The sequence below is a fragment of the Pseudomonas sp. GNP014 genome (genome assembly GCF_054344005.1).
Window position 1 is genome coordinate 3,554,124 of the sequence record NZ_JBTGUS010000001.1, and the last position, 23,572, is coordinate 3,577,695.

Here is a 23,572-nt window from a genome sequence, read left to right on the forward strand (position 1 = left end):
GCGATCAGACGTTGCGGCACTTGCCGCCAAGGTTTGCCGCGCCGACAGGGCTCTGAGCCCCGGTTGGAGAGCAAGCCATGGAACGTCTGTCCGTTGTCGTCGAACCGCTGCCGGCCGCAAGCGCCCCCGAGCGCTTTTCCAGTGAGCAGCTGGCCCAGGCCCGGGCGCGGGCCGCCACTTCTGGCGAACGCGTGCTTGAAGCCCTCGGCGTGCTCTGTGAACTGGCGCCGATGCCGTTCATTCACACCCTCGGCGCCACCCTGCATTACCCGGTGCTCGACACCGACAGCCTGTTTCAAGCGACGCCGGTATTCGACCGGGTCACCCTCGCACAATGCCTGAAACGTGAATTCATCCTGCTGCGCCACAATGACGAAGTCATCGGTGTATTCGCCGACCCCTTCGACCCGGCGCGCCTGGCCTGGATCGACGATTGCCTGCACGGCGCACCGCTGCATCTGGTCCACGCCGATGACCTCAAGGCCTATCTGGCCCGTCACGAAGAAAGCTTCCACGCCGTCGAATCGCTGAACGCCCAAGGCGACACGCATAACGAAATCGACACCCTGCAAAGCCTGTCGCTGACCAGCATCAGCGAAGACGCCAGCAGCGTGGTGAAACTGGTCAACTCGACCCTCTACGACGCGCTGAAAATGCACGCCAGCGACATCCACCTCGGCACCACCGGCCACGGTCTGGTGATCAAGTACCGCATCGACGGCGTGCTCAACAACATCAGCAAAGTCCAGGGCAACGAGTTCGCCGAGCAGGTGATTTCGCGAGTCAAGGTCATGGCCGAACTGGACATCGGCGAGAAACGCGTGCCGCAGGACGGTCGCTTCAAAATTGGCATCAGCGGCCGCCAGATCGACTTTCGCGTGTCGATCATGCCGAGCATCTTCGGTGAAGACGCAGTGCTGCGGGTGCTCGACAAACAGGATCTGGCCGACAAGGTCTGCGGCGTGCAATTGCAGGCGCTGGGCTTTGAAGACGAAACCCTGCGCCAGTTGCGCCGCCTCGCCGCCGAACCCTACGGCATGGTGCTGGTCACCGGCCCGACCGGCAGCGGCAAGACCACCACGCTGTACGCGATGATCACCGAGATCAACCACGGCGTGGACAAGATCATCACCATCGAAGACCCGGTCGAATATCAACTGCCGGGGGTGCTGCAGATCCCGGTCAATGAGAAAAAAGGCCTGACCTTCGCCCGCGGCCTGCGCTCGATCCTGCGCCACGACCCGGACAAGATCATGGTCGGCGAAATCCGTGACCCGGACACCGCGCAGATCGCCGTGCAGTCGGCGCTCACCGGTCACCTGGTGTTCACCACCATCCACGCCAACAACGTCTTCGACGTGATCGGCCGCTTCACGCAAATGGAAATCGACCCCTACAGCCTGGTCTCGGCGCTCAACGCGATTCTTGCCCAGCGCCTGATCCGTCTGGTCTGCGCCAGTTGCAGCGCGCCGGTCAATCCGAGCGATGAAGAACTGCGCGCCTCGGGCCTCGATCCACAGAAAGTCGATCACTACCACTTCGTCCACGGCAAGGGCTGCGGCCACTGCCGGGGCAGCGGCTACCGCGGGCGCACGGCGATTGCCGAACTGCTGCACCTCGATGACGAGCTGCGCCAGATGATCGTCGAGCGCCAACCGATCACCCAGATCAAAGCCCTGGCCTGCGCTCGTGGTTTGCGCCTGCTGCGCGAATCGGCGCTGGAGCTGGTGGAACAAGGTCGCACCACGCTGGAGGAGATCAATCGTGTCACTTTTATCGCGTGAGCATTTTATCGCCGTGCTCGGCGCCAGCGGTGTTGGCCTTGGTCAGCGGCGTGGCAGCGACACCCTGTGGCTGGGCAGCGTCGGTTACATCGACGAAGGCTTCCAGAGCTACGCGGTGGCGCTGGATACCCTCGATCGCCTGCTCGGTGAACATGCCCGTGCCGGTGCCGAATTGAGCGTGGTCATCTCCGGGCACTTCAGCCGCTTCTGCCTGGTGCCATGGAGCGCGCAGATCAGCAGCCAGGAAGAACTGCGCGGCTTCGCCCAACTGTGTTTCGAAGACCTGTTTGGCGCGCCGACGCAAGCCTGGAGTCTGGTGTTGTCCGCCGAGCCGGCCGGTTACGACCGCATCGCCAGCGCCTTGCCGCAAGACTTGCTTGAACGCCTGCGCACGCTGGTCAGCGCTCGCGGTTTGCGCCTGCGCTCGGTGCAGCCGTACCTGATGACGGCGTTCAACCGCTTTGACAAAAGCCTCGACGCCGGCGACTTCCTGTTCGTCGTCGCCGAGCCGCAACGCAGCGTGTTGTTGCTGGCGAGGGAAGGGCGCTGGGCTGGCGTGCGTTCGGTGGGCGGCAGCGACAGCGATGCCGCGTTGAATGCCCTGATCGGTCGCGAACGGCAGCTGCAAGCCTCGACCAGCGAACGCGCCTTCAACGTTTATCTGCATGCTCCGGCGCGCCTCGATGCGCATCCGGACGTGGCGGGTGTGCAACTGCGCACCCTCGAAGACGACTCGATGACTGTGCGTGACGGCTTGTACGTCATGTCCCGGGCGGTGGCCTGACATGCGCGCGCTCAATCTCGATTTTCAGCCACGTCCACGTTCCGGCCCATTGGGCTGGAGCCTGCTCGGCGGCGGTGTGCTGCTGGCGCTGCTGTGTTTCGGCGTGCAACAGCACCTCGACACGCACACCGAACAGCAACAAGGCCACCTGCAAACCACCCAGCGCCAGCTCACCGGTGACAGTGGTGCGAAGTCCACCCTGAGCCCGGCGGAAACCCGCGAGCAAGCACAGAACCTCGCCGAAATGCGCAAGGTCTCGCAGCAACTGCGCCGGCCGTGGGAACGCCTGTTCGCCATGCTCGAAGCGATGCCGCGCGATGACGTCGCGCTGCTGACCCTGACCCCGGATGCGCGCAAAGGCCAGGTGCGGATCAGCGCCGAAGCACGGGATCTGCAAGCGATGCTCGACTTTCACAAGCGTCTGGAAGCCAGCGACGAGCTGTCCGACGTGTCGCTGCTGAGCCACGAAATCGTCGTCAAATCGCCGGAGCAACCGGTGCAATTCAACCTGTCGGCGACCTGGGAGATAGGCGATGCGAATCCCTAGACTGATCGTCCACGAATACCTGCAAGGTCTCGGCGTTCCGGGCCTGGCCGGGCTGGCGCTGCTGCTGGTTGCCGTGGCCTGGGCACTCGGCGGCTTGCTGCCGGGCTGGCAATCGTTGCAGCACTTGAGCCAGCAGACTCAGGAAGCCAGCGAGTACCTGGCCAAGGTTGAAGACGGCAGCATCGCGCCGCCGGTGGTGCCGCAACGGCAGCTCGACGACTTCCGCAACAAACTGCCGGCACAGCCGCAAGCCACCGTCGCCATCGACCGCATCTACGCCCTCGCAGCCCAGGAACACATCACCCTCGCGCGCGGTGAATACGCCCTCGGCGTCGACCCGAAAACCCACCTGGCGCGCTACCAGATCCTGTTGCCAGTGCGCGGCAGCTACCCGCAACTGCGCCGTTTCCTCCATGCCTTGCTCGGCCAGTTGCCGGCGGTGGTGGTGGAAGACCTTGAGTTGCAACGCAAGAAGATTGGCGACACCGACCTCAACGGCCGGATCCGTATGACCCTTTACCTGTCGAGGTCGTGATGAATACCAAGCGCGTGACAGGGTGGCTGGCGTTCTTCGGCGTGGCGGCGGCGCTGGCATGGTTGCCGGAATATTTCTCGCCGAGCGAAGACGCCGATTCCAACGAAGTGGCCGTCGCCACGCCGGGGAAAACCCGTGGCGCGCTGCCGGCGAGCACAGCCAAGGCCAAGGATGCGCCGATCAAGGACCTGAGCCCGGCCGGCGACCTGTTTGCCGCCAAGTCCTGGAAGGCCGCGCCAATCCTGGCCACGGTCACCGAACAAGCGATCAACCCGGCCACAGTGGTGCAAGCCCCGAGCCTGCCACCGGTGCCGTTTCAGTTCGTCGGCAGGCTGCATGACCGCAGCGACCTGCAAGTGTTTTTGCAGAACGGCGAAAAGATCTACGTCGTGCGCAACGGGGATGTGATCGACGACACCTGGAAGATCACCGGCATTTCCGATCTGGAATTGAGCCTGGTTTACCTGCCTTTGCATTTGTCGCAGACCTTGTCTGTGGGGAGTACGCAATGAACCGTTCCCGTTTGCTGATGAGCCTGGGCCTGTGTGCCGGGCTGGCCGCGTGCAGCTCTGCGCAGGTGGCCAACAAGGAAGCCGCCGACCTGATTGATCAGGGGCAGTACGAGGCGGGGCTGGCCCGAATTGAGGAAGGCTTGCGCGAGAACCCTCGCGACACCGAATTGCACCTGCTGCTTAACAGCGGCCGCGCCAAAGCGATCACGGCATTGCTGAGCGCCGGCGACACCGACCGCTCGCGCCGCGACTTTGCTTCGGCGCGCACCGCTTACATGCGCGTGCTGACCATCGAACCGAACAACCGCCGCGCTCAGGATGCCCTCAAGCAGCTGGAATATTTGCGCACCATGGACGAAAAACTCGAGCTGGCCCGTGGTGACCTGCGTCGCGGCGACATCTACGGCGCGGATCGTCAGGTCAAACAGATCCTCGAACTCGACCCGGCCAACGCTGGCGCGCTGGAGCTGCAAGGCAACATTCGCCTGGTGCAGAGCCGCAACGTGATTGCCTACCCGCAACTGCGCACCAAGCTCGATCGCCCGGTCACCCTCGAATTTCGCGACGCCAACCTGAAGACCATTTTCGAAGTGCTGTCACAGGTCGCCGGGCTGAATTTTATCTTCGACAAAGACCTGCGCCCGGACATGAAAGCGACGATTTTCGTGCGTGACGTGCGCATCGAAGACGCCGTGACCTTGCTGCTGCAACAGAACCAGTTGCACCAGAAAGTGGTGAACGAAAACACCTTGCTGATCTACCCGGATTCGCCACAGAAAGTGAAGGATTACCAGGAACTGGTGATGCGCACCTTCTATCTGACCAGCATCGACGCCAACACCGCGCTGAACATGGTGAAAACCATGCTCAAGACCCGCGACGTGTTCGTCGATGAGCGCCTCAACACCCTGACCATGCGCGACACCGAAGACGCGATCCGCATGGCGGAAAAGCTCCTGCAATCGCAAGACCAGTCCAACCCCGAAGTGGTGCTCGAAGTCGAGGTCATGGAAGTGGCCACTCAGCGCATTCTCGACCTTGGCCTGCAATGGCCGAGCACCTTCGGCGTGGTCAACAGTGATGGTTCACCTGTCACGCTGTTGGGCCAGCTCAAGGGCATCAACTCCGACCGCATCTCCATCGGCCCATCGCCGCAGGCCAAGATCAACGCGCAGGACAACGACATCAACACCCTCGCCAGTCCGGTGATTCGCGTCAGCAACCGCGAACAGGCGCGCATTCACATTGGTCAGCGCGTGCCGATCATCAGCGCGACCTCGGTGCCGTCGACACAGGGGCCGGTGATCACCGAAAGCGTGACCTATCTGGATGTCGGTCTGAAGCTCGAAGTGACCCCCACCGTGCACCTGAACAACGAAGTGGCGATCAAAATTGCCCTGGAAGTGAGTAACGCCACGCCGCTGGAGCCGACCCGCCAGGGCACGATCCCGGTGCAGGTCGACACCCGCAATGCGCAAACCTCGCTGCGTCTGCACGACGGCGAAACGCAGATCCTTGCCGGGCTGGTGCGCAACGACCACGGCGCCACCGGCAACAAGATTCCCGGCCTCGGCGATATTCCCGGGCTGGGCCGCTTGTTCGGCAGCAACAAAGACACCATCGGCAAATCGGAACTGGTGCTGTCGATCACCCCGCGGATCGTGCGCAACCTGCCGTACCAGAGCCCGTCGGACATGGAGTTCTCCACCGGCACCGAAACCAGCATGCACATCCAGGCGCCGGATCGTTCACAGAGCTACGTGATGCCGTCGCCTGCCGCGCAGCCGCGTGCCGTCGGTGAGTCGGCCGTGGCCACCACCCGCGTCACTGTCGAGAAGCCTTGATCATGAACGCCTCCCAGCGCGGTTTTACCTTGATCGAAGTCGTGGTGACGCTGGCCCTGATCGGCCTGTTGGCGAGCATGGCCGCGCCACTGACCGAGACCCTGGTGCGGCGTGGCAAGGAGCAGGAATTGCGCAATGCGCTGTACCAGATTCGCGATGGCATCGACGCCTACAAACGCGCCTTCGATGCCGGCTACATCGAGAAGTCGCTGAACAGCAGCGGCTACCCGCCGAACCTGAAAGTGCTGGTCGAGGGCGTGCGCGATGTGCGCAGCGCCAAAGGCGCCAAGTTCTACTTTTTACGCCGCATCCCGCGCGATCCGCTGGTGCCGGCCAAACGTGATGACGAAGGGGGTTGGGGCATACGTGCCTACAACAGTTCGGCTCAGAACCCGCGCGATGGCGAAGACGTGTTCGACGTCTACTCCCACGCCCGGGGCAAGGGCCTCAACGGTGTCGCTTACCGCGAGTGGTGAACCTCATGCGCCGGGAAAAAGGTTTTACCTTGCTGGAGTTGATGGTGGTGATGGCGATCATCGCCACGCTGATGACCATCGCGCTGCCGCGCTACTTCAACAGCCTCGAAGCGTCGAAGGAAACCACGCTGCGCCAAAGCCTGTCGGCGATGCGTGAGGCGCTGGATCACTTCTACGGCGACACCGGCCGCTACCCGGATTCCATCGAGCAACTGATCGAACAACGTTACCTGCGCAGCGCGCCCCTCGATCCGATCACCGAACGCAAAGACCAGTGGGTGTTGATCGCGCCACCGGACGGCGTTGCCGGCGGCGTGGCCGATATCAAAAGCGGTGCTACCGGGAGGGCGCGTGATGGCAGCCAGTATGCCGAGTGGTAACCGCGCGCAGCAGGGTGGCTTCACTTACCTGGGGGTGCTGTTCCTGATTGTCGTGATGGGCATGGGCCTGGCCAGTGCCGGCGAATTGTGGTCGACCGCTTCGCGCCGCGATCGCGAGAAGCAATTGCTCTGGGTCGGCAGCCAATACGCTCAGGCACTGCGCAGCTACTACCGCAGTTCGCCGGGGCTGGCGCAGTACCCGAAAGAGCTTGCTGACCTGCTCGACGACCAGCGTTTTCCCGAGGCCAGGCATCACCTGCGTCAGCTCTATCCGGACCCGATCGGTCAGGGTGAATGGGCGCTGCAACGCGGCTTCGACGGACGCATCACCGGCCTCAACAGCCCGTCGACGGAGCTGCCGTTGAAGCAGGCGGATTTCCCGACGCAGTGGTCGGACTTCGAAGGCATGCAGCGTTATTCGGACTGGCAGTTTGTTGCCGAAAAAGCCTTCCTCGACGGCACCAATGGCCCGGCCAAAGGCCAGTCGAATCTTCCACAGGCGTTGCAGCCATGACTCGCCAATGGTGGTGCGCGCTGATCCTCACCGCTGTGGCGTGCTGCGCCCACGCCGGCGAAGAAGACGAAATGATGGGCTTCATCGTCGACGACACAATCTCGCACATCGGCCACGACTTTTACTACTCGTTCAGTGAACGCCTGCGTGACACCAGCCCGATGGATTTCAACCTGGTGGTGCGCGAGCGCCCCGACGCGCGCTGGGGCAGCCTGGTGACCGTGGAATATCAGCAACGCCTGGTTTATCGGCGCTTCCTGCCGCCGAACACCGTGGAACTGAAGGACGAGGCCTACGCGGCCGCCGACTGGGTTCGACGTCAGGTAGTCCAGCGCAAGCTGGAGGCTCTGTTGCAGGACACCACCGACCTTGAGAAGGACGAACTATGAACAGCACAACGTTCTCACGGCGCAGCGGATTCTGGACCTCGGGGTTGTTGATCGGGCTCGCCAGCGCCGCGGCTGTCCAGGCCACCGAACTGGTCTACACGCCGGTCAATCCATCGTTCGGCGGCAACCCGCTGAACGGCACTTGGCTACTCAATAACGCCCAGGCGCAAAACGATTACGACGACCCGGACCTCAAGAGCCGTTCGAGCGTGGCCGGCACCTCGGCGCTGGAGCGCTTCACCAGTCAATTGCAATCGCGGCTGCTAGGGCAGTTGCTGGACAACATCTCCACTGGCAACACGGGGAGCCTGTCCACTGACTCTTTTATCGTCAACGTCATCGACGACTCCGGGGCACTGAGCATTGAAGTGACCGATCGAGCGACCGGTGAGGTTTCGGAAATTCAGGTGAACGGCCTCAACCCATGACGGGCTGACGGTTCCGGGGAGTGATGGACATGAAAAAAATAATCGCGCTAGGGCTGATGTTGGCGACATTACAAGGGTGCAGTCTGCGTGAGCCGATGCCGGCCGAGCAGGACACCGAAACCCCGACCCTGACTCCAAGGGCCTCGACTTATTACGACTTGCTGAAGATGCCGCGCCCCAAGGGGCGGTTGATGGCGGTGGTGTACGGCTTCCGTGATCAGACCGGGCAGTACAAGCCGACGCCGGCGAGTTCGTTTTCCACCAGCGTGACCCAAGGCGCAGCGTCGATGTTGATGGACGCGATGCAGGCCAGTGGCTGGTTTGTGGTGCTGGAACGGGAAGGGCTGCAGAACCTGTTGACCGAGCGCAAGATCATTCGCGCATCGCAGAAGAAGCCGAATACGCCGGTGAATATTCAGGGTGAGCTGCCGCCGTTGCAGGCGGCGAACATGATGCTCGAGGGCGGGATCATCGCTTATGACACTAACGTGCGTAGCGGTGGGGAAGGGGCGCGGTATCTGGGGATTGATTTGCAGCGTGAGTATCGGGTGGATCAGGTGACCGTGAATTTGCGTGCGGTGGATGTGCGCAGTGGGCAGGTGTTGGCGAATGTGATGACCAGCAAGACGATTTACTCGGTGGCGCGCAGTGCGGGGATTTTCAAGTTTATCGAGTTCAAGAAGTTGCTTGAGGCTGAGGTCGGGTATACGACTAACGAACCGGCGCAGTTGTGTGTGTTGTCGGCGATCGAGGCGGCGGTGGGGCATATGGTGGCGCAGGGGATTGAGCGGCGGTTGTGGCAGGTGGCGGGGGACGCTTCTGTGCCTGGGCAGGATGATGTTTTGAATCGGTATTTGAGCCAGAACAAGATTGATCCTGAAGCGGAGTGAACGTGGCGGCCTTCGGGCCGACCAGGTTCTTGCCGATGTACTCGGTTCCCACTGTAGGAGCTAGCCCTGCTGGCGATAGCTATCTATGAAACGCTGATGCTTTTGCGGATGTACCAGAAACTTGTGGGAGCTGGCTTGCCAGCGATGGCGGCCTTACAGCCGACCAGGCTCTGGCAGATGTACCCAGTTCCAATTGTGGGAGCGAGCTTGCTCGCGAAGGCTTTCTGTCAGGCGGTAGGGTTCTTTCTGATTGAGTACATATCCATTCCTGCGGTAACGGCCACTTAGGGTTTCGCCCTTACGGCGACTCACTTTTTTTACAAACGCCTAAAAAAAGTAAGCAAAAAAACGCTTGCTCCTACGTGCGGCCCGCTCGCTAAAGCTCGGGGTTCCTTCGCTGCGGGAACGATCCGGGCGCAGCGCCTCCGGTTTGCTTCGCTGCACCTCCTCGCGCTGTGTTTGGCTGCGCCAAACGGTCGCTGCGCTCCCACGCCCGGATCAATCCCTCCACTCAGCCTTCCGACGTCGCCCGTGGATCAAGATCAAGAGCAGGCGAGCTGACACTCGGCCTATTGAGTGGTGAAGAGCGGGGCTTAGTCGGCTTTGGATTTGTGGTGGATTTTCCCCTCACCCCAGCCCTCTCCCGAGGGAGAGGGTGCCGATTGTTGGGCCTTTCAAAATCTGAGTTCAACGGGGTATCGCACGTCGGCGTACCTCTCCCAAACCACTCGGTCAGTCCCCTCTCCCTACGGGCGGTCCGACGTTTCGGGAGGGCTAGGGTGAGGGGCTCTTGCTTCAAAGCTTCAAAATCCAAGTTCGGCTCGGTACTGCACGTCGGCGTACTTCTACCAAACCACTCGGTCAGTTCCCTCTCCCTCCGGGAGAGGGCTAGGGTGAGGGCTGCGATCTGAAGTGTGTTTAAAAAAATGTCTGAATCGGCGGAACCTTCCCACAAGGTTTTCAGGTTGTCCGTCGGACGTCCGGTCTCTAGCCTGTGTTCGTCGCTGCCAATTCAGTGACCGGGCGTGGAAACCCGAGTAACTACAGAGCGCACAAGCGCCATTCATAACGTATCCTTGCGCACCTTCACTGTGTGCACTCTGTTATGGCGGCTGTGCGTGGGAGACCTTGTGTCTGCCGGGTTGCCTCTGTCCCGGGTTTCCAACCTGCGTACAGCTGCCACCTATTCGCTTGGAAACCGAATGGGAGACCAGCTATAACCGTCATACAGGGTAAATAATCATGAAAAAACCAACACCCAACCCCCCAGAATCAGACACCAACACCACATCCCCCTACGCCTCAGTCGACAGCAAAAAACTCCACGAAGCCGCCGACCGCGCCCTCGATTTCTACCTCAACCCCACCGCCCACATCATGTCCAGCACCAACGAGCCGGAACCCATGTACCTCGCCAACCCCAGGTACAACACCGAATCCCTGCTGGCCAATGCCAGCGAAACCCTAGGCTCGGCCAGCGAAATGCTCATCAACTTCGCCGCCTCGCTGGAAACCTCGCACCGCAAGACTGCACTGGGTATCGCACAAGTCGTCATGCTGGGCGAACTGGCGGTGAATCAAGCCCTCGATCACGTCGAGCTGAAGGATGGCTGATTGATCGTTCCCACGCTCTGCGTGGAAATGCAGCCCTTGACGCTCTGCGTCAAATTCGCAATTTGGAACGCGGAGCGTCCCGAGAGGCATTCCCATGCAGAGCGTGGGAACGATCAAGAACAGAAACCGCGTTTTTACCCTCAATCCGGAAGCACCATGGATCCCCTGTTTTCCACAACCATTGCAGAGTTCGAAAACGAAGAGCAGGCCGCCAGCTACGACCGCTGGCTCCGTGCCAAAGTCCAGAAGTCGCTCGAAGATCCGCGCCCCAGCATTTCGAATGAGGTGGTAATGGCAGAGATGAAGGCATTGATGGCGGAACGGCGAATCAAGCATGAGGCTCGTGAGGCGTAGCGCTAGGAAGATCCGATTCCTAAAGGTTGATCGTTCCCAATAAAAACCGCGCTCCTGAAGGCAGCGCGGTTTTTTTGTTGATGAATGGCTCAGAAAGAATCGCGTCGCGGATACTCCTGACGCGCATGCAGAACGTTAACGATCTCGATCCGATCCGTCACTCGGTAGATGATCAGATAGCTGGAATTGACAACGATCTCCCGAGTGCCGGTGATCCGGCCTGATCGATAGAGATAGGGATGATCAGGAAGATAAGCTATGGCTTTTCCAACTGCCTTCAAGATCTCCTTGGCTGCTACAACATTCCTTTCGACTATGTATTCGAGCACTGTTACCAGTTTCGCCCGCGCTTCGGGCCTCCACTCAATCGGCCTCGAAACCATTGTCTTTTGCCTTGATCAAGGCATGTATCTCGGCCATTACTTGTTCATGCGAAAGATTCGGGCGCGGATCATCGAGAGACGCTTGTACTTCCGCCCTGAACCAGCGGTCATAGCTCGCAGCCTGTTCTTCAGGATCAAGATCCGAGACGACTGGGCACAGCGGGTCAATCATCTTTGGGTCGATCATGGCACCTCCGGGATCTATGCCTGGAAGTCTATTCGGTAAGGGGAATGTTGTCGTGGTTGTCTGGATGAGTTGCATGTCGGTCGAGCTCCGTAGGGTTCAGGTTGTCCCGAAAAATCCTAGTCCCTGCGCTTCCGACGGCCAACCGCCAGACGTGGTAGGAAAACGTGCAGTTTTTCCATAAATCATTCATTTTTCTGTAGGACGTGGCGCGTCTGGGCTTTAAACAACGCGTGTCGTTGATCGGTCCTACGGACACAAAAAAACCGCGACCCCCCTCACCAGAGAATCGCGGCCCATCAACACCCAACCCCTACTGCTGCAACACCGTCGCCTGGTTAGCCGACCCGAACTGCTGAATATTCGCCGTCTGCGTAACCCCACTCTGATCAACATTGGCAATGTTCCCCATGCCGCCCTGGGTCACGTACGCCACGTTCATCGTATCCGCCTGTTTAACAGTGATCATGTTGTCACTGCCATACAACTGCGCGGTATACGCCTGGTTGCCCGACCCGGACTGATCGAACTCGGCGCTGTTACCTGTGCCATTCGAAGAACCCTGCACCAGGTTTCCAGTGCCGCGCTGATCCGAGATCAAAATGTTGTCGCTACCGTTCTGATCAAAATACAGCTCGTTATACGACTCAGCCTGACTGACCGTGGTTTTGTTGCCAGTCCCGGTCTGGTGCGTGGTCATCACATGCCCGACGCCATCCTGAGTGAAGCTGGCGATGTTGCCATTCCCCGCCTGAGTCACCGTCGCACGCTGGTTACTGCCGAACTGTCCACCCGATTGCGGGCCTTTCCAGTTGCTGGCGTAGACCTTGTTGTCGTTGCCCACGGAGGTGGCGCTGAGTGTGTGGCCGTCGCCGCTCTGATAGGTGTAGTGCACGTTGCCGTTGCCAACCTGGTACAGCGCCAGCGTCGAGTTGACTGACTCGAACTGGTCGGCGTAGATCGCGTTGGTGTTGCCGACCTGGGTGACGGCGGCGCTGTTGTTTTCGCCGAAGCTTTGGTCGACCACGGTTTCGTTGCTGTCGCCGTATTGGTTGACGGTGGCCTGGCTGGCGAGTTGCGCGTCCTGCCAGATTTCGCTGCCGTTGAGGTTGCCGAACTGGTTGATGGTGATGGTGCCGCCGGTGCCGTTGCGTTGGTCGCCGTAGGCGTAGTTACTTTCGCCAGCCTGGTTGATGCCGATCTGGCCGCCGTTGTGGGTGACCTGTTCGGCGGTGCCGTAGTTGGCGGTGCCGTATTGGGTGATCACTGAACTGTTGCCGCTGCCTTCATAGAGTTGTTCGATGTTGGCTTCGTTGCTGTCGCCGAACTGGAAGGTTTTACCTTCGCTGCCGTTTTGCGAGTCTTGATAGACGAACGAGAAGTTGCCAGTGCCTTGCTGTTGTTGCAGCGCGCTGTTTGGTGAGCCGAAGCCCAGCGACTGGCTGGCGTGGGCGGTGTTGAAGGCGCCGACCTGTTGTTGGGTGATGGTGGCGTTGTCTTCGTAAAGTTGTTCGGCGTAGCCGGCGTTGTAGTCGCCGACCGCGTCCTGGGTGATCACGCTGCTGGCGTGGTCTTGCACGGCGGCGGCGTCGTTGCCCTGGCCCAGTTGGGTCTGGGTGGCGGTGCTGAACGGTGCCTGGGTCTGTTTCACATCCGCGATGTTGGCGGTACCGACCTGGCTTTGGTTGGACAGGCTGTCGTCGGCCATGGCCTGGGCACTGATCATGACCAGGAGGGCGGCGGTGAGGGGCGTCAGTTTGAACATGATTGAACTCTCCGATGATTTGCAGTGCTTAGCGGTATTGTTTGACCGAAACGCTCATGCCGTTGCCCGACTGGGTCACGGCGCTTTGCAGCCCCGCGCCGGCCTGCTCGATGCTGGCGTCGTTGTTGTTGCCGTTTTGCGAGATCTGCGCGCGGTTATGGCTGCCGTTCTGGGTGATCGAAGCGGCGTTGCCGGAACCGTTCTGGTTGATCAGCGCCATCAGGTCGCTGCCCTGCTGCAGGATGTACGCTTCCTGATTGCTGCCCGACTGCACGATCTGCCCGAGCAGCGACTGACCGTTCTGTTGCAGCAGGGCGACGTTGGCCTGGCCGAGCTGGTCGATCAGGGCTTGCTGACCCACCGGTGGGGGCAGTTCGCCGAGGTCGCTGCTGGTCGGGGCCAAGTCATCGTTTTCCATCAGGTCGTCGGCACGCACGCCCGCACTGCTGCACAGCACAAGCAGGCAAAGCAGGGCGGCGGTCGGCGTGTTCATGGCTCACATCCTGTCAGGCGTTAACCGGTTCGAAATCGACCCCAGCCACCCGAGAGTGGCTGGGGATCTGGCTTACAGCGTGGTCACCGAGACTGTGCGCACGGTGCCCTGGGACGAGCGGATCGTCGCGGTCGGGTTGGCCGATGGCACCACCGTTGTGTTGTTCAGCGTCAGCCGCCAGCGTCCGGTCACCGGTACGGTGGTGGTGCCGAGAGTGACCAGTCCGGTCGGGGTGGTGACCTGCACGGTGATGGTGTTGCCGGTGGTCACCGACGAGGTGCCGGTGAAGTCCCAGTTGAAGCGACCGCCGGAGCGTGCCTGCACCGTGGACGCGGTGACGGTGAAGGTTTCCGCTGCTGGCCGTGGCGACACTTGCACCGTGACCGTGGCCGGCGTCGACAGGGCGCCGAAGCTGTCCCGGGCGATGTAGGTGAAGGTTGTGGTGAACGCCGTGGTGACGGTGGCCGGTGGCGTGTAGGTGATCACGCTGCCGTCAGTGCTGACCGTGCCACGACCGACGGCCGGTTGGGTCAGGCTGGCGACGCCCAGCGGCACGTTGCCTTCCGGATCGGTGTCGTTGGCCAGTACGTTGATCGGGATCGCCACACCCAAGGTGGCGACGCTGTCGGCGACGGCGGTCGGTGCCCGGTTGGGCGCGACGGTAATCGTCACAGTGGCCGGATTGGCCGAGGTCAGGCCTTTGGCGTCTTGCGCCTTGTAGGTGAAGGTCGTGGTCAGTGGCGTGTTGACCACGGCTGGCGGGGTGTAGACCACGGCGGCGGTGCCGCTGAGGGCCACGGTGCCTTGGTTCGCAGCAGGTTGGGTCAACGCGGTAATGCTCAGCGGATTATTACCATCGGGATCGCTGTCGTTGGTCAACAAGCTGAGGGTGATCGGCACGCCGAAACTGGTGCTGCCGCTGTCGGCGTTAGCGATCGGTGCCTGGTTTTCGCCGGTGTCCGGTGCGGTGCCGACCACGACAACGGGCTCGGTGTCACTGCCGCCAGCGGCGGATTTAACCGTCACGGTGGCCGGTGGCTGAGTCAGGTCGGCGACGGTGATGCGTTGCAGGGTGCCGGTTTTCGACAGACGTCCGTAGCCTTGCGCAACCATGTCGGGGATCGCCACTTCATCGGTCGATGTCGCTTCGATCAGCAAGGTTTTGTTGGCCCAGCTGTAGCGTGCTGTTTGCACTTTCACCACGTCGGTGAGCTTGCTCGACACCGATGTTGGTCGCGTGGTCCCGGCCGGGTTGGTCGCGGTCACCACGACGACTGACGGCAGGGTGCCGTTGCCCAGGCGCTGGCCGAAGAACAAACCGGTATTGTCACCGGTCAGGCTGGTCTCGCATGGCGTAGGCGGTGGGCCAGGAAGCAACGCGACGGTTTCACGGAAGCACAGGGTCGAGCTGCTGTCAGCCTTGGCGAACACCTCGGCACGCACACCGGCCGAGGTTCGGCGATAAGTGGCGCGGTCGATGTCGACATGGGTTTGCTGACGGCTGTCGAGCACCTTGCCGGCGACGGTGAACAGGGCTGTCTGAATGGTGCCGGCGCCGGACGGCCCGACGATGCGCACGAAGTTGGTGTTGAACGGGCTGCCGGTTACTGCTTCGGTGAGGTTCGGGTCGCCAACGAAGGTTTCGACGCTGCCGGTGTCCGGGTTTACTTCGGTGTACGGGCCGTTGATGCTGCGCAGGAATGGCCCGATGGCGCCGTTGAGTGTGCCGCTGAAATCGCCCGGCGCACCGATGCCGATGTCTTTGGTGATGTTGATCGCGCGGCGTCCGGGGGTGGTGACGTTGACCGTTTCCACACCATACGGGTGAGTGATGGTGTAGGTACCGGCCACGGGAACGTTCACCCGGATACGAATGCGCGCGAAGCTTTGTTGATCGCCGTCAGCCGGGTTTCCCGAGGCAAACGCGGCTTCTATCCCGGCCACATAAGCGTCCATGCCATAGCCGGCGCCGTTGTTCGGAATAGTGGTTTCGGCGAGAAACCAGAAGGCTTCTGGCGGCCAGTTGTCGGGGAACACCATCGGCAGGCTGTCGTCGAAGATGCCCGGCTCCGGCAGCAGGGTGCACATGTAGGCCGGTGGCGTGCTGACCGCTACCCGCGAGCTGGCGGCGCGCGACTGACAGAGCTCCATCGACAGCAGATTGTTGTCCTGGTACCACATCGGGAATTTCCCGGTGGCGAAGGTGTAGGGACCGGGGTCGACGGCGGCGAGTTGCGCATAGGCACTGCCGGTCAGCGAGAGAGCGAGCCCGAGCGCGTTGAGCGCAAAGCGTGGCCACTTGTTCATGATGCCTCCTGATACGGATCTGGGCATGTGAGCGTTCATTGCACGATGACCACTTCTTCGGTGTCGCTGCCGCCGTTGGACGACGTCACGCGTACTTTGGCCGGCGGTATCGGCGAGATCCCGGTGGCGAGGGTTTTCACCGCGCCGTCGCCGCTCAGGGCACCGATGGCGGCGCCGCTGCCGGAGGTGGCGGTAAGTACGGGGGGCGAGGTTTCGTCACTGGTCGAGGCCACCACGGTGAGTTGTCCGGAGCTCAGGCTGTATTGCGCGCTTTGGATCACCACCAGGTCGGTCAGGGTCATGGGCAGGGTGGTCGGCGTGCTGCTGGCGATGGCCAGGTGGTTGTCGGCGGTCACTTGCAGGACGCTCGGCACGGTCGGGTTGGCCGACGATTGCGCATACCAGGCACCGGTGGAGTTGGCTTCGGTCATGTTCAGCACCGGGGTGAAACTGGTCACGGCGACCGTGCCGGGCGCGGGTGGTGCGAGGACGAAGACGTCCTGTTGGGCGACCGGTGCACTGGTCCCCGCTTTGCGCGAGTAGGTGCTGCGCTGGGTAATCATTGGTGTGGGTCGAACTACCGTCGACAACTTGCCGGAGACGGCGAATGTCGTGGTCCGCAGATCCAGACCATTGGGGCCTTCGATACGAATGAAGTTGGTGTTGAACGGGCTGCCGGTCACGGCTTCTTCAAGGTTCGGATCACCGACAAATTGTTCTGCCGAGCCAGTCACCGGATTGGTTTCGGTGTAGGGCCCGTTGAGACTGCGCAGGAACGGTCCGACGTCCCCCTTGAGCGCGCCGTCGTAGGTTTTCGGTGTGCCGATGCCGATGTCGCGGGTCATGTTGATTGCGCGGCGGCCGGGAGTGTCGATGTTGAACACTTCGACGCCATACGGGTGGGTGATGACGTAGGTGCCGGCTGTAGGAATATCGACCCGGATGCGGATCCGCGCGAAGCTGATCTGATCGCCTTCCGCCGGGTCACCGCCACTGAACGCGGCTTCGATCGCCGAGCCGTAGGAAAGGTTGATGCCGCGCGCGGCGTCGACAATCGTGCCGTCGGCGGTAAACCAGAATGCCTCGTCGGGGAAGTTGCTGGGGAAAGCCAGCGGTTGGGCGTCATCGAATATGCCGGGCGCCGGCAACAGCGAGCACATATACGAAGGCGCGCCCGGTGTGCTGGGCACTCGCGAACTGAGCGCTTTGGACAGGCACAGGTCCAGGGTGCGGCCGTGGGTGTCCTGATACCAACTGGCGAAACCGCCATTGGCCGGTACGTAAGGCCCCGGATCAACAGCGAACAAAGCGGCCTGGGCAATGCCCTGGGCCAACGCGCTCACGACCAGGACAGTCGCGGTTTTGGACAGTAAAGGGTGCATGAGTTAATCCCTCTATCAAAGTACCTGCCCCTTGGAGATGGGTCAGTTGCACAGGGCCTGTACACCTTCCATGCCAAGGTGTCGTGGATGGGCGGGAGAGGGCCGGGATAGAGGGCTTGACGCGCAGAAGGGTCAGGTTTTTTGCCAGCGGGGAAAGGGCGTCATTCCCCAGAATCGGGGACGGTGGGGATGACATTGAACGTCTGTCAGATGAAGAACCTGTGGGGGCGAGCCTGTTCGCGAATGCGGACTTCCTGTGACGAAAATGTCGATTGACCTGCCGCCTTCGCGAGCAAGCTCGCTCCCACAGGGATTTGTGGTGGTTGGGGAGGCGTGTATCGGGGCGATATCCCCGCATCCGGGCAAACCCCCACCCGTGGGCTATAACCCTATAGGACGTATCGAGAAGTCGCCGCCATGAACATGCAGTCGAAATCGCTTCCGGTTGAGGAGGGCCATCTACGGTTGGGCTCGCACAAGCAGCCGTTCAACCTGCTGCGCTGGTTTTCGCTGATCAGCATGGCGGTGATCGGCACCGTGGCCATCGCGCTTGGCGCGGTTTCGACGCGTTTCGTGATCGATGAAAGCGTGCAGCGCGATGCCTTGCTCACCGCACAGTTCATTCAGGCCATCGCGTCTGCCGAAGTGCGCCACGTGTCGATTCCCAACATCCGCACCATGGGCGAACTGCTCGACCCGCGTCAGGACAAGGATTTCCCCGATGTCGACCCACAGGCTCGGGCAGGGGCACGGGGCGAATTTCTCGATCACATCGAACACTTGCCGGACGTAATCCTTGCCAACATTTACGCGCCGGACCGCCAAGTGATCTGGTCGACCAATCCCGCGCTTATCGGCACCAGCATTCATGCCGACGAAGACCTCGATCGTTCCTTCAACGAAAAGATTCCGGTATCCGCCAGCTACCACGACGTCGACAAGGCCCGGGAAGAGCAGAAATTCGTCGTCCCGCCGGATTACATCTTTATCGAAAATTACATTCCGCTGTTCGACGCCGAGGGCAAGAATGTCACGGCGATGGTCGAGATCTACAAGGAACCCAAAGACCTGATCGCGCGCATGGAGCGCGGTTTGACCCTGATCTGGCTGGCCACCGCGCTCGGCGGCGGGCTGATTTACCTGGGCCTGTACTGGATTGTCCGGCGTGCCGCGATCCTGCTCGCCGCCCAGCAAAAACAACTGATCGCCAATGAAACCTTTGTTGCGCTGGGCGAGATGTCCTCAGCTGTCGCGCATAGCCTGCGCAACCCGCTGGCGACCATCCGTTCCAGCGCCGAACTGGCGCTGGAGTTCGATGCCGGCCCGGCCGAGAAGAACATCAAGGACATCATCGGCCAGGTCGACCGCATGTCGAAATGGGTGCGTGAACTGCTGCAGTCGTTGCGTCCGCTCAACGATGACCCGGAGCCGGTGAACCTTGTGGCCGCACTGCACGAAAGCCTCGTCGCCTTCGAACAGCAGATCGCCCGGGCCGGGGTAACAGTGGTGTTTCATCCGCAGCAGACGCCGATGGTGCTCAGCCAACCGGTGCAACTGACGCAGATCCTCAACAGCCTGCTGGCCAATGCACTGGAGGCGATGGACAGGGGCGGCACGCTGACCGTCAGCCTGGAACCGAGCGACGACCGCGGCGTGTGTGTGGTGCTCAGCGACACCGGCAAAGGCATGAACGAAGAACAACGGACCATGGCATTTCGGCCGTTTTTCACCACCAAGTCGGGTGGCTTGGGCGTCGGCCTGGTGCTGGTCAAACGCATCATGGAACGCTTCGGCGGCGGCGTTACCCTCGACAGCCGCGAAGGCGAGGGCACCACCGTTCGCCTGGCCTTTCAACTGGTCCCCTGAAACACACATTCCCTCTGTAGGCGCTGCGGCAGCTCCTGAATCAGTTGTGCATCGCCATAAAAATTTATGAACTTCCCCCACCAATGGGTGTCAAGCCCCGGTCACCGGGGAGTGGGGAAACCCACAGACCTTCCAAGTCCCTGTTACAACTGGAAATAATTTCTTGGCGCACTAGTTGCAAAACACCATCACCCCTTCCTTGATGAGGCGGCTGGTGATGGACAGAGCAACGCGTGACCCAAGCAACACCTTTCTGCTGACGCCGCTGAGCGTCTTTCTGATGTTGACCCTCGGCACCATGGTCGGCGTTCGCGCCAGCCCCATTGATGACGAACGACAGCCAGAAACCTCAGACCCGTCGGCGTACTACGACGAGCCGGCAGACGAACCGACCGCACTCAATGCCATCCTGACCATGCCCGAGGCCAACGAAGATTCCTTCGATTTGCCCGACGGGGTCAAAGGCACGCGGAACTCGACCCGCACGGAAAACGTGCTGCCGCCCACCGTGCAGACCAGTTTCAACTACCCCACCAACGGCAAGCCGAGCCCGCTCTATGGTGCGCAGCCGTTCACCCAGCAGTTGACCCTGTTCGAAGAGTTCGGCCCGGAAAAACTCGACCCGACCACTCCGGCCGCGCCGTTGCCGTTTCCACCGGCCGCGATTGGCCCGGCCCCGGCCCAGGATCCGAACAACGTCGCCCGCAGCGCGCCACCCGGCAGCGCCCTTGATGCGTTTTTGCGCCAACCGGGGCTGACGCCATTCCCCAGCCAGTTCGCCAACGTCGTCGACCGCAACCCGTGGCAGGCGCAGATCGAAGTGTTCCTCAACCGCCACATCGGCTCCTCCGCGGAAGGACGGCCACCTGGAAAAGGCTGGTCGCACCAACGCTGGAACGAGTTCTACCCGCAAGTCGCCTATAAAACCGTACAGACCGGCGCGCGCCTCAACGGTGGCCTGCGCGACAGTCGGCAAATGCACGGCTACGCCATGGGCGAGTTCGGCCTCGGCGGTCTGTACCACAACGTCGCCGGTTTACCGGTGACCGATGGTACCGCCAAAGGCGTCGACCCGCGCTTCCACCCGAATATGCCCGTGCAGAACCACAACTCGGTGTGGACCTTCGACGGCACACTGCCGCCGAAACTGTTGATGGTGCGCTACGGCCAACCGGTGATGATGCGCCACTACAACGGCTTGCCGATCGACCCGTCAGCCAACCGTGGTTTTGGCCTGCACACCATCAGCACCCACGAGCACAACGGTCACGCGCCGGCAGAAAGCGACGGTTATGCCAACGCGTTCTTCTTCCCGGGGCAGTTCTATGACTATCGCTGGCCGATCCAGCTCGCCGGTTACGACAGCATCAACACCAAGGCTGAAGACCCGCGCGCGGCGTTCCCGTGCGCGCCGGGCGAGACCCTATGGGTCAACGATCTGGCCCCGGCGAAGAAGACCTGCAATAACGGCACCATCAAGATCCGCGGCGACTGGCGCGAAACCATGAGCACCCACTGGTTCCACGACCACATGCTCGATTTCACCGCGCAGAATGTCTACAAGGGCAACGCGGCGATGATGAACTACTACAGCGCGCTGGATCGCGGCAACGAGTCGGTCAACGACGGCGTCAACCTGCGCTTCCCCAGCGGTAGCGCCTTGCCTTGGGGCAACCGTGATTACGACATCAACCTGGTGTTCGCCGACAAAGCCTGGGATCAGGAAGGTCAGTTGTGGTTTAACCCGTTCAACACCGACGGCTTCATTGGCGACCAGGTGCTGGTCAACTGGCAGTGGAAACCGACCCTCGATGTGCGCGCACGCAGTTATCGTTTCCGCATTCTCAACGGTTCGGTGTCGCGCTACTTCAAACTGGCGCTGGTGCGGGAAATCAAAGGCAGTGGCGGAGAGTTCCAGGGGCCGAAAAACTCGGGCGTGACCTACAGCCGCGTGCCGTTCCACATGATCGCCAACGACGGCAACATCATGGAACACAGCGTGCCGTTCGACGGCAGCATGGACCTCGACGCCGACGGCGATAAACAGAACCACAACGCGATCCTGCCGACCCAAGGCATCGCCGAGCGCTTCGACATCATCGTCAACTTTTCGAAAAACGGTATCAAGCCTGGCGACAAGCTGTTCTTCCTCAACCTGCAGGCGCAGGACGACGGCAAAGGCCCGAAAGAAGTGATCCCCCTGGCCGACGTGCTCTCGGAAAAATACCTGCCGGTGATCAAGCAAACCAGCAAAGGCCCGCAGTGGGACAAGGGCGATCCGGTGGTGGGCAAGGTCTTGCAGCTCAACGTCAAGGCCTACACCGGCCAGGATCTGGCGATGAACCCGGCGGCCTACGAACCGGCCAAACCGGGCAAGGCTGAAGGGCTGGTGATGATCCCGCTGAAAATTCACCGCGACAACGCAGCCGACAAGGCGCTGCTGGCCAAGGCCCGTCACCGCACCTTCACCTTTGGCCGCGCCGATGGCACCGATGAAGCGCCGTGGACGGTCAAGACCGATGGTGGTTTTGGCTACCACATGGACCCACGGCGCCTGAACGCCTCGACCCAGCTGTCCAGCGGCCCGACCGATGCCGGTGTCACCGGGTTCGGCACCCTCGAGGTGTGGAATATCAAGGCCGGCGGCAAGGGCTGGAGCCATCCGGTGCACGTGCACTTCGAGGAGGGGATCATCCTCAGTCGCGGCGGCAAGGCTCCGCCAGAATGGGAAAAATGGGCGCGCAAGGACGTCTATCGGATCGGTTCCGAAGCCGATGGCCTGGACAGCGTCGAGATGGCGATCAACTTCCGCGAGTTCGCCGGGACCTACATGGAGCACTGTCACAACACTCAGCATGAGGACAATTCGATGCTGCTGCGTTGGGACCTGGAGAAACCCGGTCAGCTGCAACTGATGCCCACCCCATTGCCAAGCTGGGACGGTGTGCGCTACGTCAACTCCGCCGCGCTGCCAACCTTCCGCAACGGTGACGGCATGGGCCCACAAGTGGTGGTCAAGCCATGAACCGCCGCCACGGTGACAGCCAACCGCTGCATACCCCGCGCTCCCGGGCGCTGGGCATGCACCTGGTGCTGGTGCTGGTGGTCTGCGTGCTCGGTGGCCGCGTGTTGCTGGCGCATCAGGCCAGCGTCGACACAGCGGCCGTGCCCAGCGAATCCGCCACCCCGTGGGGTGGCGACTATTTCCCCAACACCTTGCTGACCGATCAGGACGGTCGGCAGGTGCATTTTTTCGATGACCTGATCAAAGACAAAGTGGTGGTGATCAACTTCATCTTCACTTCGTGCAGCGATTCCTGCCCCTTGGAAACCGCGCGCCTGCGCCAGGTGCAAAAACTGCTCGGTGATCGGGTCGGCCAGGACATCTTTTTCTACTCGATCAGCATCGATCCGCTCAGTGATACGCCCGAAGTGCTCAAGGCCTATTCGCAGCGCTTCAAAGTCGGCCCCGGCTGGAGGTTTCTCACCGGCGAGTTCGAAGACGTCACCGACCTGCGCAAAAAACTCGGGCTGTTTATCGAAGGCGTCGACAACGGCCGCAGCAAAGATCACAACCTCAGCCTGATCGTCGGCAACCAGACCACCGGGCGCTGGATGAAAGCCTCGCCATTCGAGAATCCGTGGATCCTCGCCGATCAACTGGCCAACACTTTGCAAAACTGGAAACAGCCGAGCATCGAAGAAAGTTACGCCAACGCCCCGGACATTCGCCCGCCGAGCAATGGCGAAGAACTGTTCCGCACGCGCTGTGCCTCGTGCCATAGCCTCGGCCCGCAGGATGGCCAGGGCCTTGGCATGCGCAGCATCGGCCCAGATCTGATCGGCGTAACCCGCCACCGTGATCCGCAGTGGCTGAATCGCTGGATCCGCGAACCGGATCGCCTGCTCGCGGAAAAAGACCCGATTGCCTTGCAACTCTACGAACAATTCGAGCGAATCCCGATGCCCAATCTGCGCCTCGACGAACAGTCCGCGCAGTCGATTATCGACTTCCTCAGCGACGAAACCGAGCGTCAGCAACCGTCCAGCAGTGCCGTAGCCGACGGTGCTTTGACGCCAGTAAAACCGGGCGATCCAGCCGCGACGGTGAGTCAGATGCGGTAGCGGCGAAATAGCATCA

The 23,572-nt window shown here is 61.4% G+C and carries 23 protein-coding genes; 17 read left to right on the forward strand and 6 right to left on the reverse strand.

What is annotated here, in order from left to right:
- The first annotated feature begins 77 nt into the window (after nt 1-77).
- The 14 genes from ACXX9E_RS15970 to relB (ACXX9E_RS16035) all read left to right on the forward strand — a co-directional run bounded on the left by ACXX9E_RS15970 (nt 78) and on the right by relB (ACXX9E_RS16035) (nt 11,051).
- Entirely contained in the window at nt 78-1,784 is a 1,707-nt protein-coding gene (locus ACXX9E_RS15970; protein ID WP_123463244.1) for a GspE/PulE family protein, read from the forward strand.
- Nucleotides 1,765-2,568, forward strand: a complete 804-nt coding sequence (locus tag ACXX9E_RS15975; RefSeq protein WP_458555689.1) for a hypothetical protein — start codon at nt 1,765-1,767, stop codon at nt 2,566-2,568. Before ACXX9E_RS15970 ends, ACXX9E_RS15975 begins: the two co-directional genes overlap by 20 nt.
- 1 nt (nt 2,569) lies before the next feature.
- Nucleotides 2,570-3,115, forward strand: a complete 546-nt coding sequence (locus tag ACXX9E_RS15980; protein WP_123463240.1) for a PilN domain-containing protein — start codon at nt 2,570-2,572, stop codon at nt 3,113-3,115.
- On the forward strand, nt 3,102-3,650 hold the full coding sequence (locus ACXX9E_RS15985) for a GspMb/PilO family protein (RefSeq protein ID WP_128616014.1): 549 nt from the start codon (nt 3,102-3,104) through the stop codon (nt 3,648-3,650). The genes ACXX9E_RS15980 and ACXX9E_RS15985 overlap by 14 nt, the downstream gene beginning before the upstream one ends.
- Entirely contained in the window at nt 3,650-4,162 is a 513-nt protein-coding gene (locus ACXX9E_RS15990) for a hypothetical protein (RefSeq protein WP_458555690.1), read from the forward strand. The genes ACXX9E_RS15985 and ACXX9E_RS15990 overlap by 1 nt, the downstream gene beginning before the upstream one ends.
- Nucleotides 4,159-6,006 carry a secretin GspD/PilQ domain-containing protein gene (locus ACXX9E_RS15995; protein ID WP_458555691.1) on the forward strand — a complete coding sequence of 616 codons (1,848 nt, stop codon included), beginning with the start codon at nt 4,159-4,161 and terminating at the stop codon, nt 6,004-6,006. Before ACXX9E_RS15990 ends, ACXX9E_RS15995 begins: the two co-directional genes overlap by 4 nt.
- A 2-nt stretch (nt 6,007-6,008) precedes the next feature.
- Entirely contained in the window at nt 6,009-6,482 is a 474-nt protein-coding gene (locus ACXX9E_RS16000; protein ID WP_123463232.1) for a type II secretion system protein, read from the forward strand.
- A 5-nt stretch (nt 6,483-6,487) separates the two neighbouring features.
- Entirely contained in the window at nt 6,488-6,862 is a 375-nt protein-coding gene (locus tag ACXX9E_RS16005) for a type II secretion system protein (protein ID WP_064588154.1), read from the forward strand.
- Nucleotides 6,837-7,376, forward strand: coding sequence for a type II secretion system protein (locus ACXX9E_RS16010; RefSeq protein ID WP_458555692.1), 540 nt, complete (start codon nt 6,837-6,839; stop codon nt 7,374-7,376). The genes ACXX9E_RS16005 and ACXX9E_RS16010 overlap by 26 nt, the downstream gene beginning before the upstream one ends.
- Nucleotides 7,373-7,765, forward strand: a complete 393-nt coding sequence (csgE, locus tag ACXX9E_RS16015; protein ID WP_093439237.1) for a curli production assembly/transport protein CsgE — start codon at nt 7,373-7,375, stop codon at nt 7,763-7,765. The genes ACXX9E_RS16010 and csgE overlap by 4 nt, the downstream gene beginning before the upstream one ends.
- Nucleotides 7,762-8,193, forward strand: coding sequence for a curli assembly protein CsgF (locus ACXX9E_RS16020; RefSeq protein WP_128615748.1), 432 nt, complete (start codon nt 7,762-7,764; stop codon nt 8,191-8,193). The genes csgE and ACXX9E_RS16020 overlap by 4 nt, the downstream gene beginning before the upstream one ends.
- 29 nt (nt 8,194-8,222) lie before the next feature.
- Nucleotides 8,223-9,083, forward strand: coding sequence for a CsgG/HfaB family protein (locus ACXX9E_RS16025; RefSeq protein ID WP_458555693.1), 861 nt, complete (start codon nt 8,223-8,225; stop codon nt 9,081-9,083).
- A 1,242-nt stretch (nt 9,084-10,325) separates the two neighbouring features.
- Complete coding sequence (locus ACXX9E_RS16030) at nt 10,326-10,697, forward strand: DUF6124 family protein (protein WP_267795602.1); 372 nt, start codon at nt 10,326-10,328, stop codon at nt 10,695-10,697.
- A gap of 156 nt (nt 10,698-10,853) precedes the next feature.
- On the forward strand, nt 10,854-11,051 hold the full coding sequence (gene relB / locus ACXX9E_RS16035) for a type II toxin-antitoxin system RelB family antitoxin (protein ID WP_267795600.1): 198 nt from the start codon (nt 10,854-10,856) through the stop codon (nt 11,049-11,051).
- A gap of 89 nt (nt 11,052-11,140) precedes the next feature.
- Here relB (ACXX9E_RS16035) and ACXX9E_RS16040 read toward each other — a convergent pair whose 3' ends face one another.
- The 6 genes from ACXX9E_RS16040 to ACXX9E_RS16065 all read right to left on the reverse strand — a co-directional run bounded on the left by ACXX9E_RS16040 (nt 11,141) and on the right by ACXX9E_RS16065 (nt 17,565).
- The gene (locus tag ACXX9E_RS16040) at nt 11,141-11,434 is read right to left on the reverse strand and encodes a type II toxin-antitoxin system RelE/ParE family toxin (RefSeq protein WP_222833239.1); all 294 of its coding nucleotides are present in this window, start codon (nt 11,432-11,434) and stop codon (nt 11,141-11,143) included.
- Entirely contained in the window at nt 11,415-11,621 is a 207-nt protein-coding gene (relB, locus tag ACXX9E_RS16045) for a type II toxin-antitoxin system RelB family antitoxin (protein WP_159815041.1), read from the reverse strand. Before relB (ACXX9E_RS16045) ends, ACXX9E_RS16040 begins: the two co-directional genes overlap by 20 nt.
- Before the next feature lie 310 nt (nt 11,622-11,931).
- Nucleotides 11,932-13,383, reverse strand: a complete 1,452-nt coding sequence (locus ACXX9E_RS16050; protein ID WP_458555694.1) for a curlin — start codon at nt 13,381-13,383, stop codon at nt 11,932-11,934.
- Nucleotides 13,384-13,411: 28 nt separating this feature from the next.
- Entirely contained in the window at nt 13,412-13,876 is a 465-nt protein-coding gene (locus tag ACXX9E_RS16055) for a curlin (RefSeq protein WP_128616044.1), read from the reverse strand.
- 72 nt (nt 13,877-13,948) lie between these two features.
- Complete coding sequence (locus ACXX9E_RS16060; protein WP_186747853.1) at nt 13,949-16,183, reverse strand: cadherin-like domain-containing protein; 2,235 nt, start codon at nt 16,181-16,183, stop codon at nt 13,949-13,951.
- A gap of 35 nt (nt 16,184-16,218) precedes the next feature.
- Nucleotides 16,219-17,565 (reverse strand): hypothetical protein, encoded by a 1,347-nt coding sequence (locus ACXX9E_RS16065; protein ID WP_128616045.1) that lies wholly within the window; start codon nt 17,563-17,565, stop codon nt 16,219-16,221.
- Nucleotides 17,566-17,982: 417 nt separating this feature from the next.
- On the opposite strand from ACXX9E_RS16065, the gene ACXX9E_RS16070 reads away from it, so the two are divergent.
- The 3 genes from ACXX9E_RS16070 to ACXX9E_RS16080 all read left to right on the forward strand — a co-directional run bounded on the left by ACXX9E_RS16070 (nt 17,983) and on the right by ACXX9E_RS16080 (nt 23,556).
- The gene (locus ACXX9E_RS16070) at nt 17,983-19,431 is read left to right on the forward strand and encodes an ATP-binding protein (protein WP_458555695.1); all 1,449 of its coding nucleotides are present in this window, start codon (nt 17,983-17,985) and stop codon (nt 19,429-19,431) included.
- A gap of 217 nt (nt 19,432-19,648) precedes the next feature.
- Nucleotides 19,649-22,456: a multicopper oxidase domain-containing protein gene (locus tag ACXX9E_RS16075; RefSeq protein ID WP_186747276.1), complete on the forward strand. Its 2,808-nt coding sequence runs from the start codon at nt 19,649-19,651 to the stop codon at nt 22,454-22,456.
- Nucleotides 22,453-23,556 carry an SCO family protein gene (locus tag ACXX9E_RS16080; RefSeq protein ID WP_458555696.1) on the forward strand — a complete coding sequence of 368 codons (1,104 nt, stop codon included), beginning with the start codon at nt 22,453-22,455 and terminating at the stop codon, nt 23,554-23,556. Before ACXX9E_RS16075 ends, ACXX9E_RS16080 begins: the two co-directional genes overlap by 4 nt.
- Nucleotides 23,557-23,572 lie beyond the last annotated feature (16 nt).

What these genes read in the sequence shown, in the direction of transcription:
- ACXX9E_RS15970 (WP_123463244.1), top strand. Translation starts at nt 78, where the DNA reads ATGGAACGTCTGTCCGTTGTCGTCGAACCGCTGCCGGCCGCAAGCGCC.
- ACXX9E_RS15980 (WP_123463240.1), top strand. Translation starts at nt 2,570, where the DNA reads ATGCGCGCGCTCAATCTCGATTTTCAGCCACGTCCACGTTCCGGCCCA.
- ACXX9E_RS15985 (WP_128616014.1), top strand. Translation starts at nt 3,102, where the DNA reads ATGCGAATCCCTAGACTGATCGTCCACGAATACCTGCAAGGTCTCGGC.
- ACXX9E_RS15990 (WP_458555690.1), top strand. Translation starts at nt 3,650, where the DNA reads ATGAATACCAAGCGCGTGACAGGGTGGCTGGCGTTCTTCGGCGTGGCG.
- ACXX9E_RS15995 (WP_458555691.1), top strand. Translation starts at nt 4,159, where the DNA reads ATGAACCGTTCCCGTTTGCTGATGAGCCTGGGCCTGTGTGCCGGGCTG.
- ACXX9E_RS16000 (WP_123463232.1), top strand. Translation starts at nt 6,009, where the DNA reads ATGAACGCCTCCCAGCGCGGTTTTACCTTGATCGAAGTCGTGGTGACG.
- ACXX9E_RS16005 (WP_064588154.1), top strand. Translation starts at nt 6,488, where the DNA reads ATGCGCCGGGAAAAAGGTTTTACCTTGCTGGAGTTGATGGTGGTGATG.
- ACXX9E_RS16010 (WP_458555692.1), top strand. Translation starts at nt 6,837, where the DNA reads ATGGCAGCCAGTATGCCGAGTGGTAACCGCGCGCAGCAGGGTGGCTTC.
- csgE (WP_093439237.1), top strand. Translation starts at nt 7,373, where the DNA reads ATGACTCGCCAATGGTGGTGCGCGCTGATCCTCACCGCTGTGGCGTGC.
- ACXX9E_RS16020 (WP_128615748.1), top strand. Translation starts at nt 7,762, where the DNA reads ATGAACAGCACAACGTTCTCACGGCGCAGCGGATTCTGGACCTCGGGG.
- ACXX9E_RS16025 (WP_458555693.1), top strand. Translation starts at nt 8,223, where the DNA reads ATGAAAAAAATAATCGCGCTAGGGCTGATGTTGGCGACATTACAAGGG.
- ACXX9E_RS16030 (WP_267795602.1), top strand. Translation starts at nt 10,326, where the DNA reads ATGAAAAAACCAACACCCAACCCCCCAGAATCAGACACCAACACCACA.
- relB (WP_267795600.1), top strand. Translation starts at nt 10,854, where the DNA reads ATGGATCCCCTGTTTTCCACAACCATTGCAGAGTTCGAAAACGAAGAG.
- ACXX9E_RS16040 (WP_222833239.1), bottom strand. Translation starts at nt 11,434, where the DNA reads ATGGTTTCGAGGCCGATTGAGTGGAGGCCCGAAGCGCGGGCGAAACTG.
- relB (WP_159815041.1), bottom strand. Translation starts at nt 11,621, where the DNA reads ATGATCGACCCAAAGATGATTGACCCGCTGTGCCCAGTCGTCTCGGAT.
- ACXX9E_RS16050 (WP_458555694.1), bottom strand. Translation starts at nt 13,383, where the DNA reads ATGTTCAAACTGACGCCCCTCACCGCCGCCCTCCTGGTCATGATCAGT.
- ACXX9E_RS16055 (WP_128616044.1), bottom strand. Translation starts at nt 13,876, where the DNA reads ATGAACACGCCGACCGCCGCCCTGCTTTGCCTGCTTGTGCTGTGCAGC.
- ACXX9E_RS16060 (WP_186747853.1), bottom strand. Translation starts at nt 16,183, where the DNA reads ATGAACAAGTGGCCACGCTTTGCGCTCAACGCGCTCGGGCTCGCTCTC.
- ACXX9E_RS16065 (WP_128616045.1), bottom strand. Translation starts at nt 17,565, where the DNA reads ATGCACCCTTTACTGTCCAAAACCGCGACTGTCCTGGTCGTGAGCGCG.
- ACXX9E_RS16070 (WP_458555695.1), top strand. Translation starts at nt 17,983, where the DNA reads ATGAACATGCAGTCGAAATCGCTTCCGGTTGAGGAGGGCCATCTACGG.
- ACXX9E_RS16075 (WP_186747276.1), top strand. Translation starts at nt 19,649, where the DNA reads ATGGACAGAGCAACGCGTGACCCAAGCAACACCTTTCTGCTGACGCCG.
- ACXX9E_RS16080 (WP_458555696.1), top strand. Translation starts at nt 22,453, where the DNA reads ATGAACCGCCGCCACGGTGACAGCCAACCGCTGCATACCCCGCGCTCC.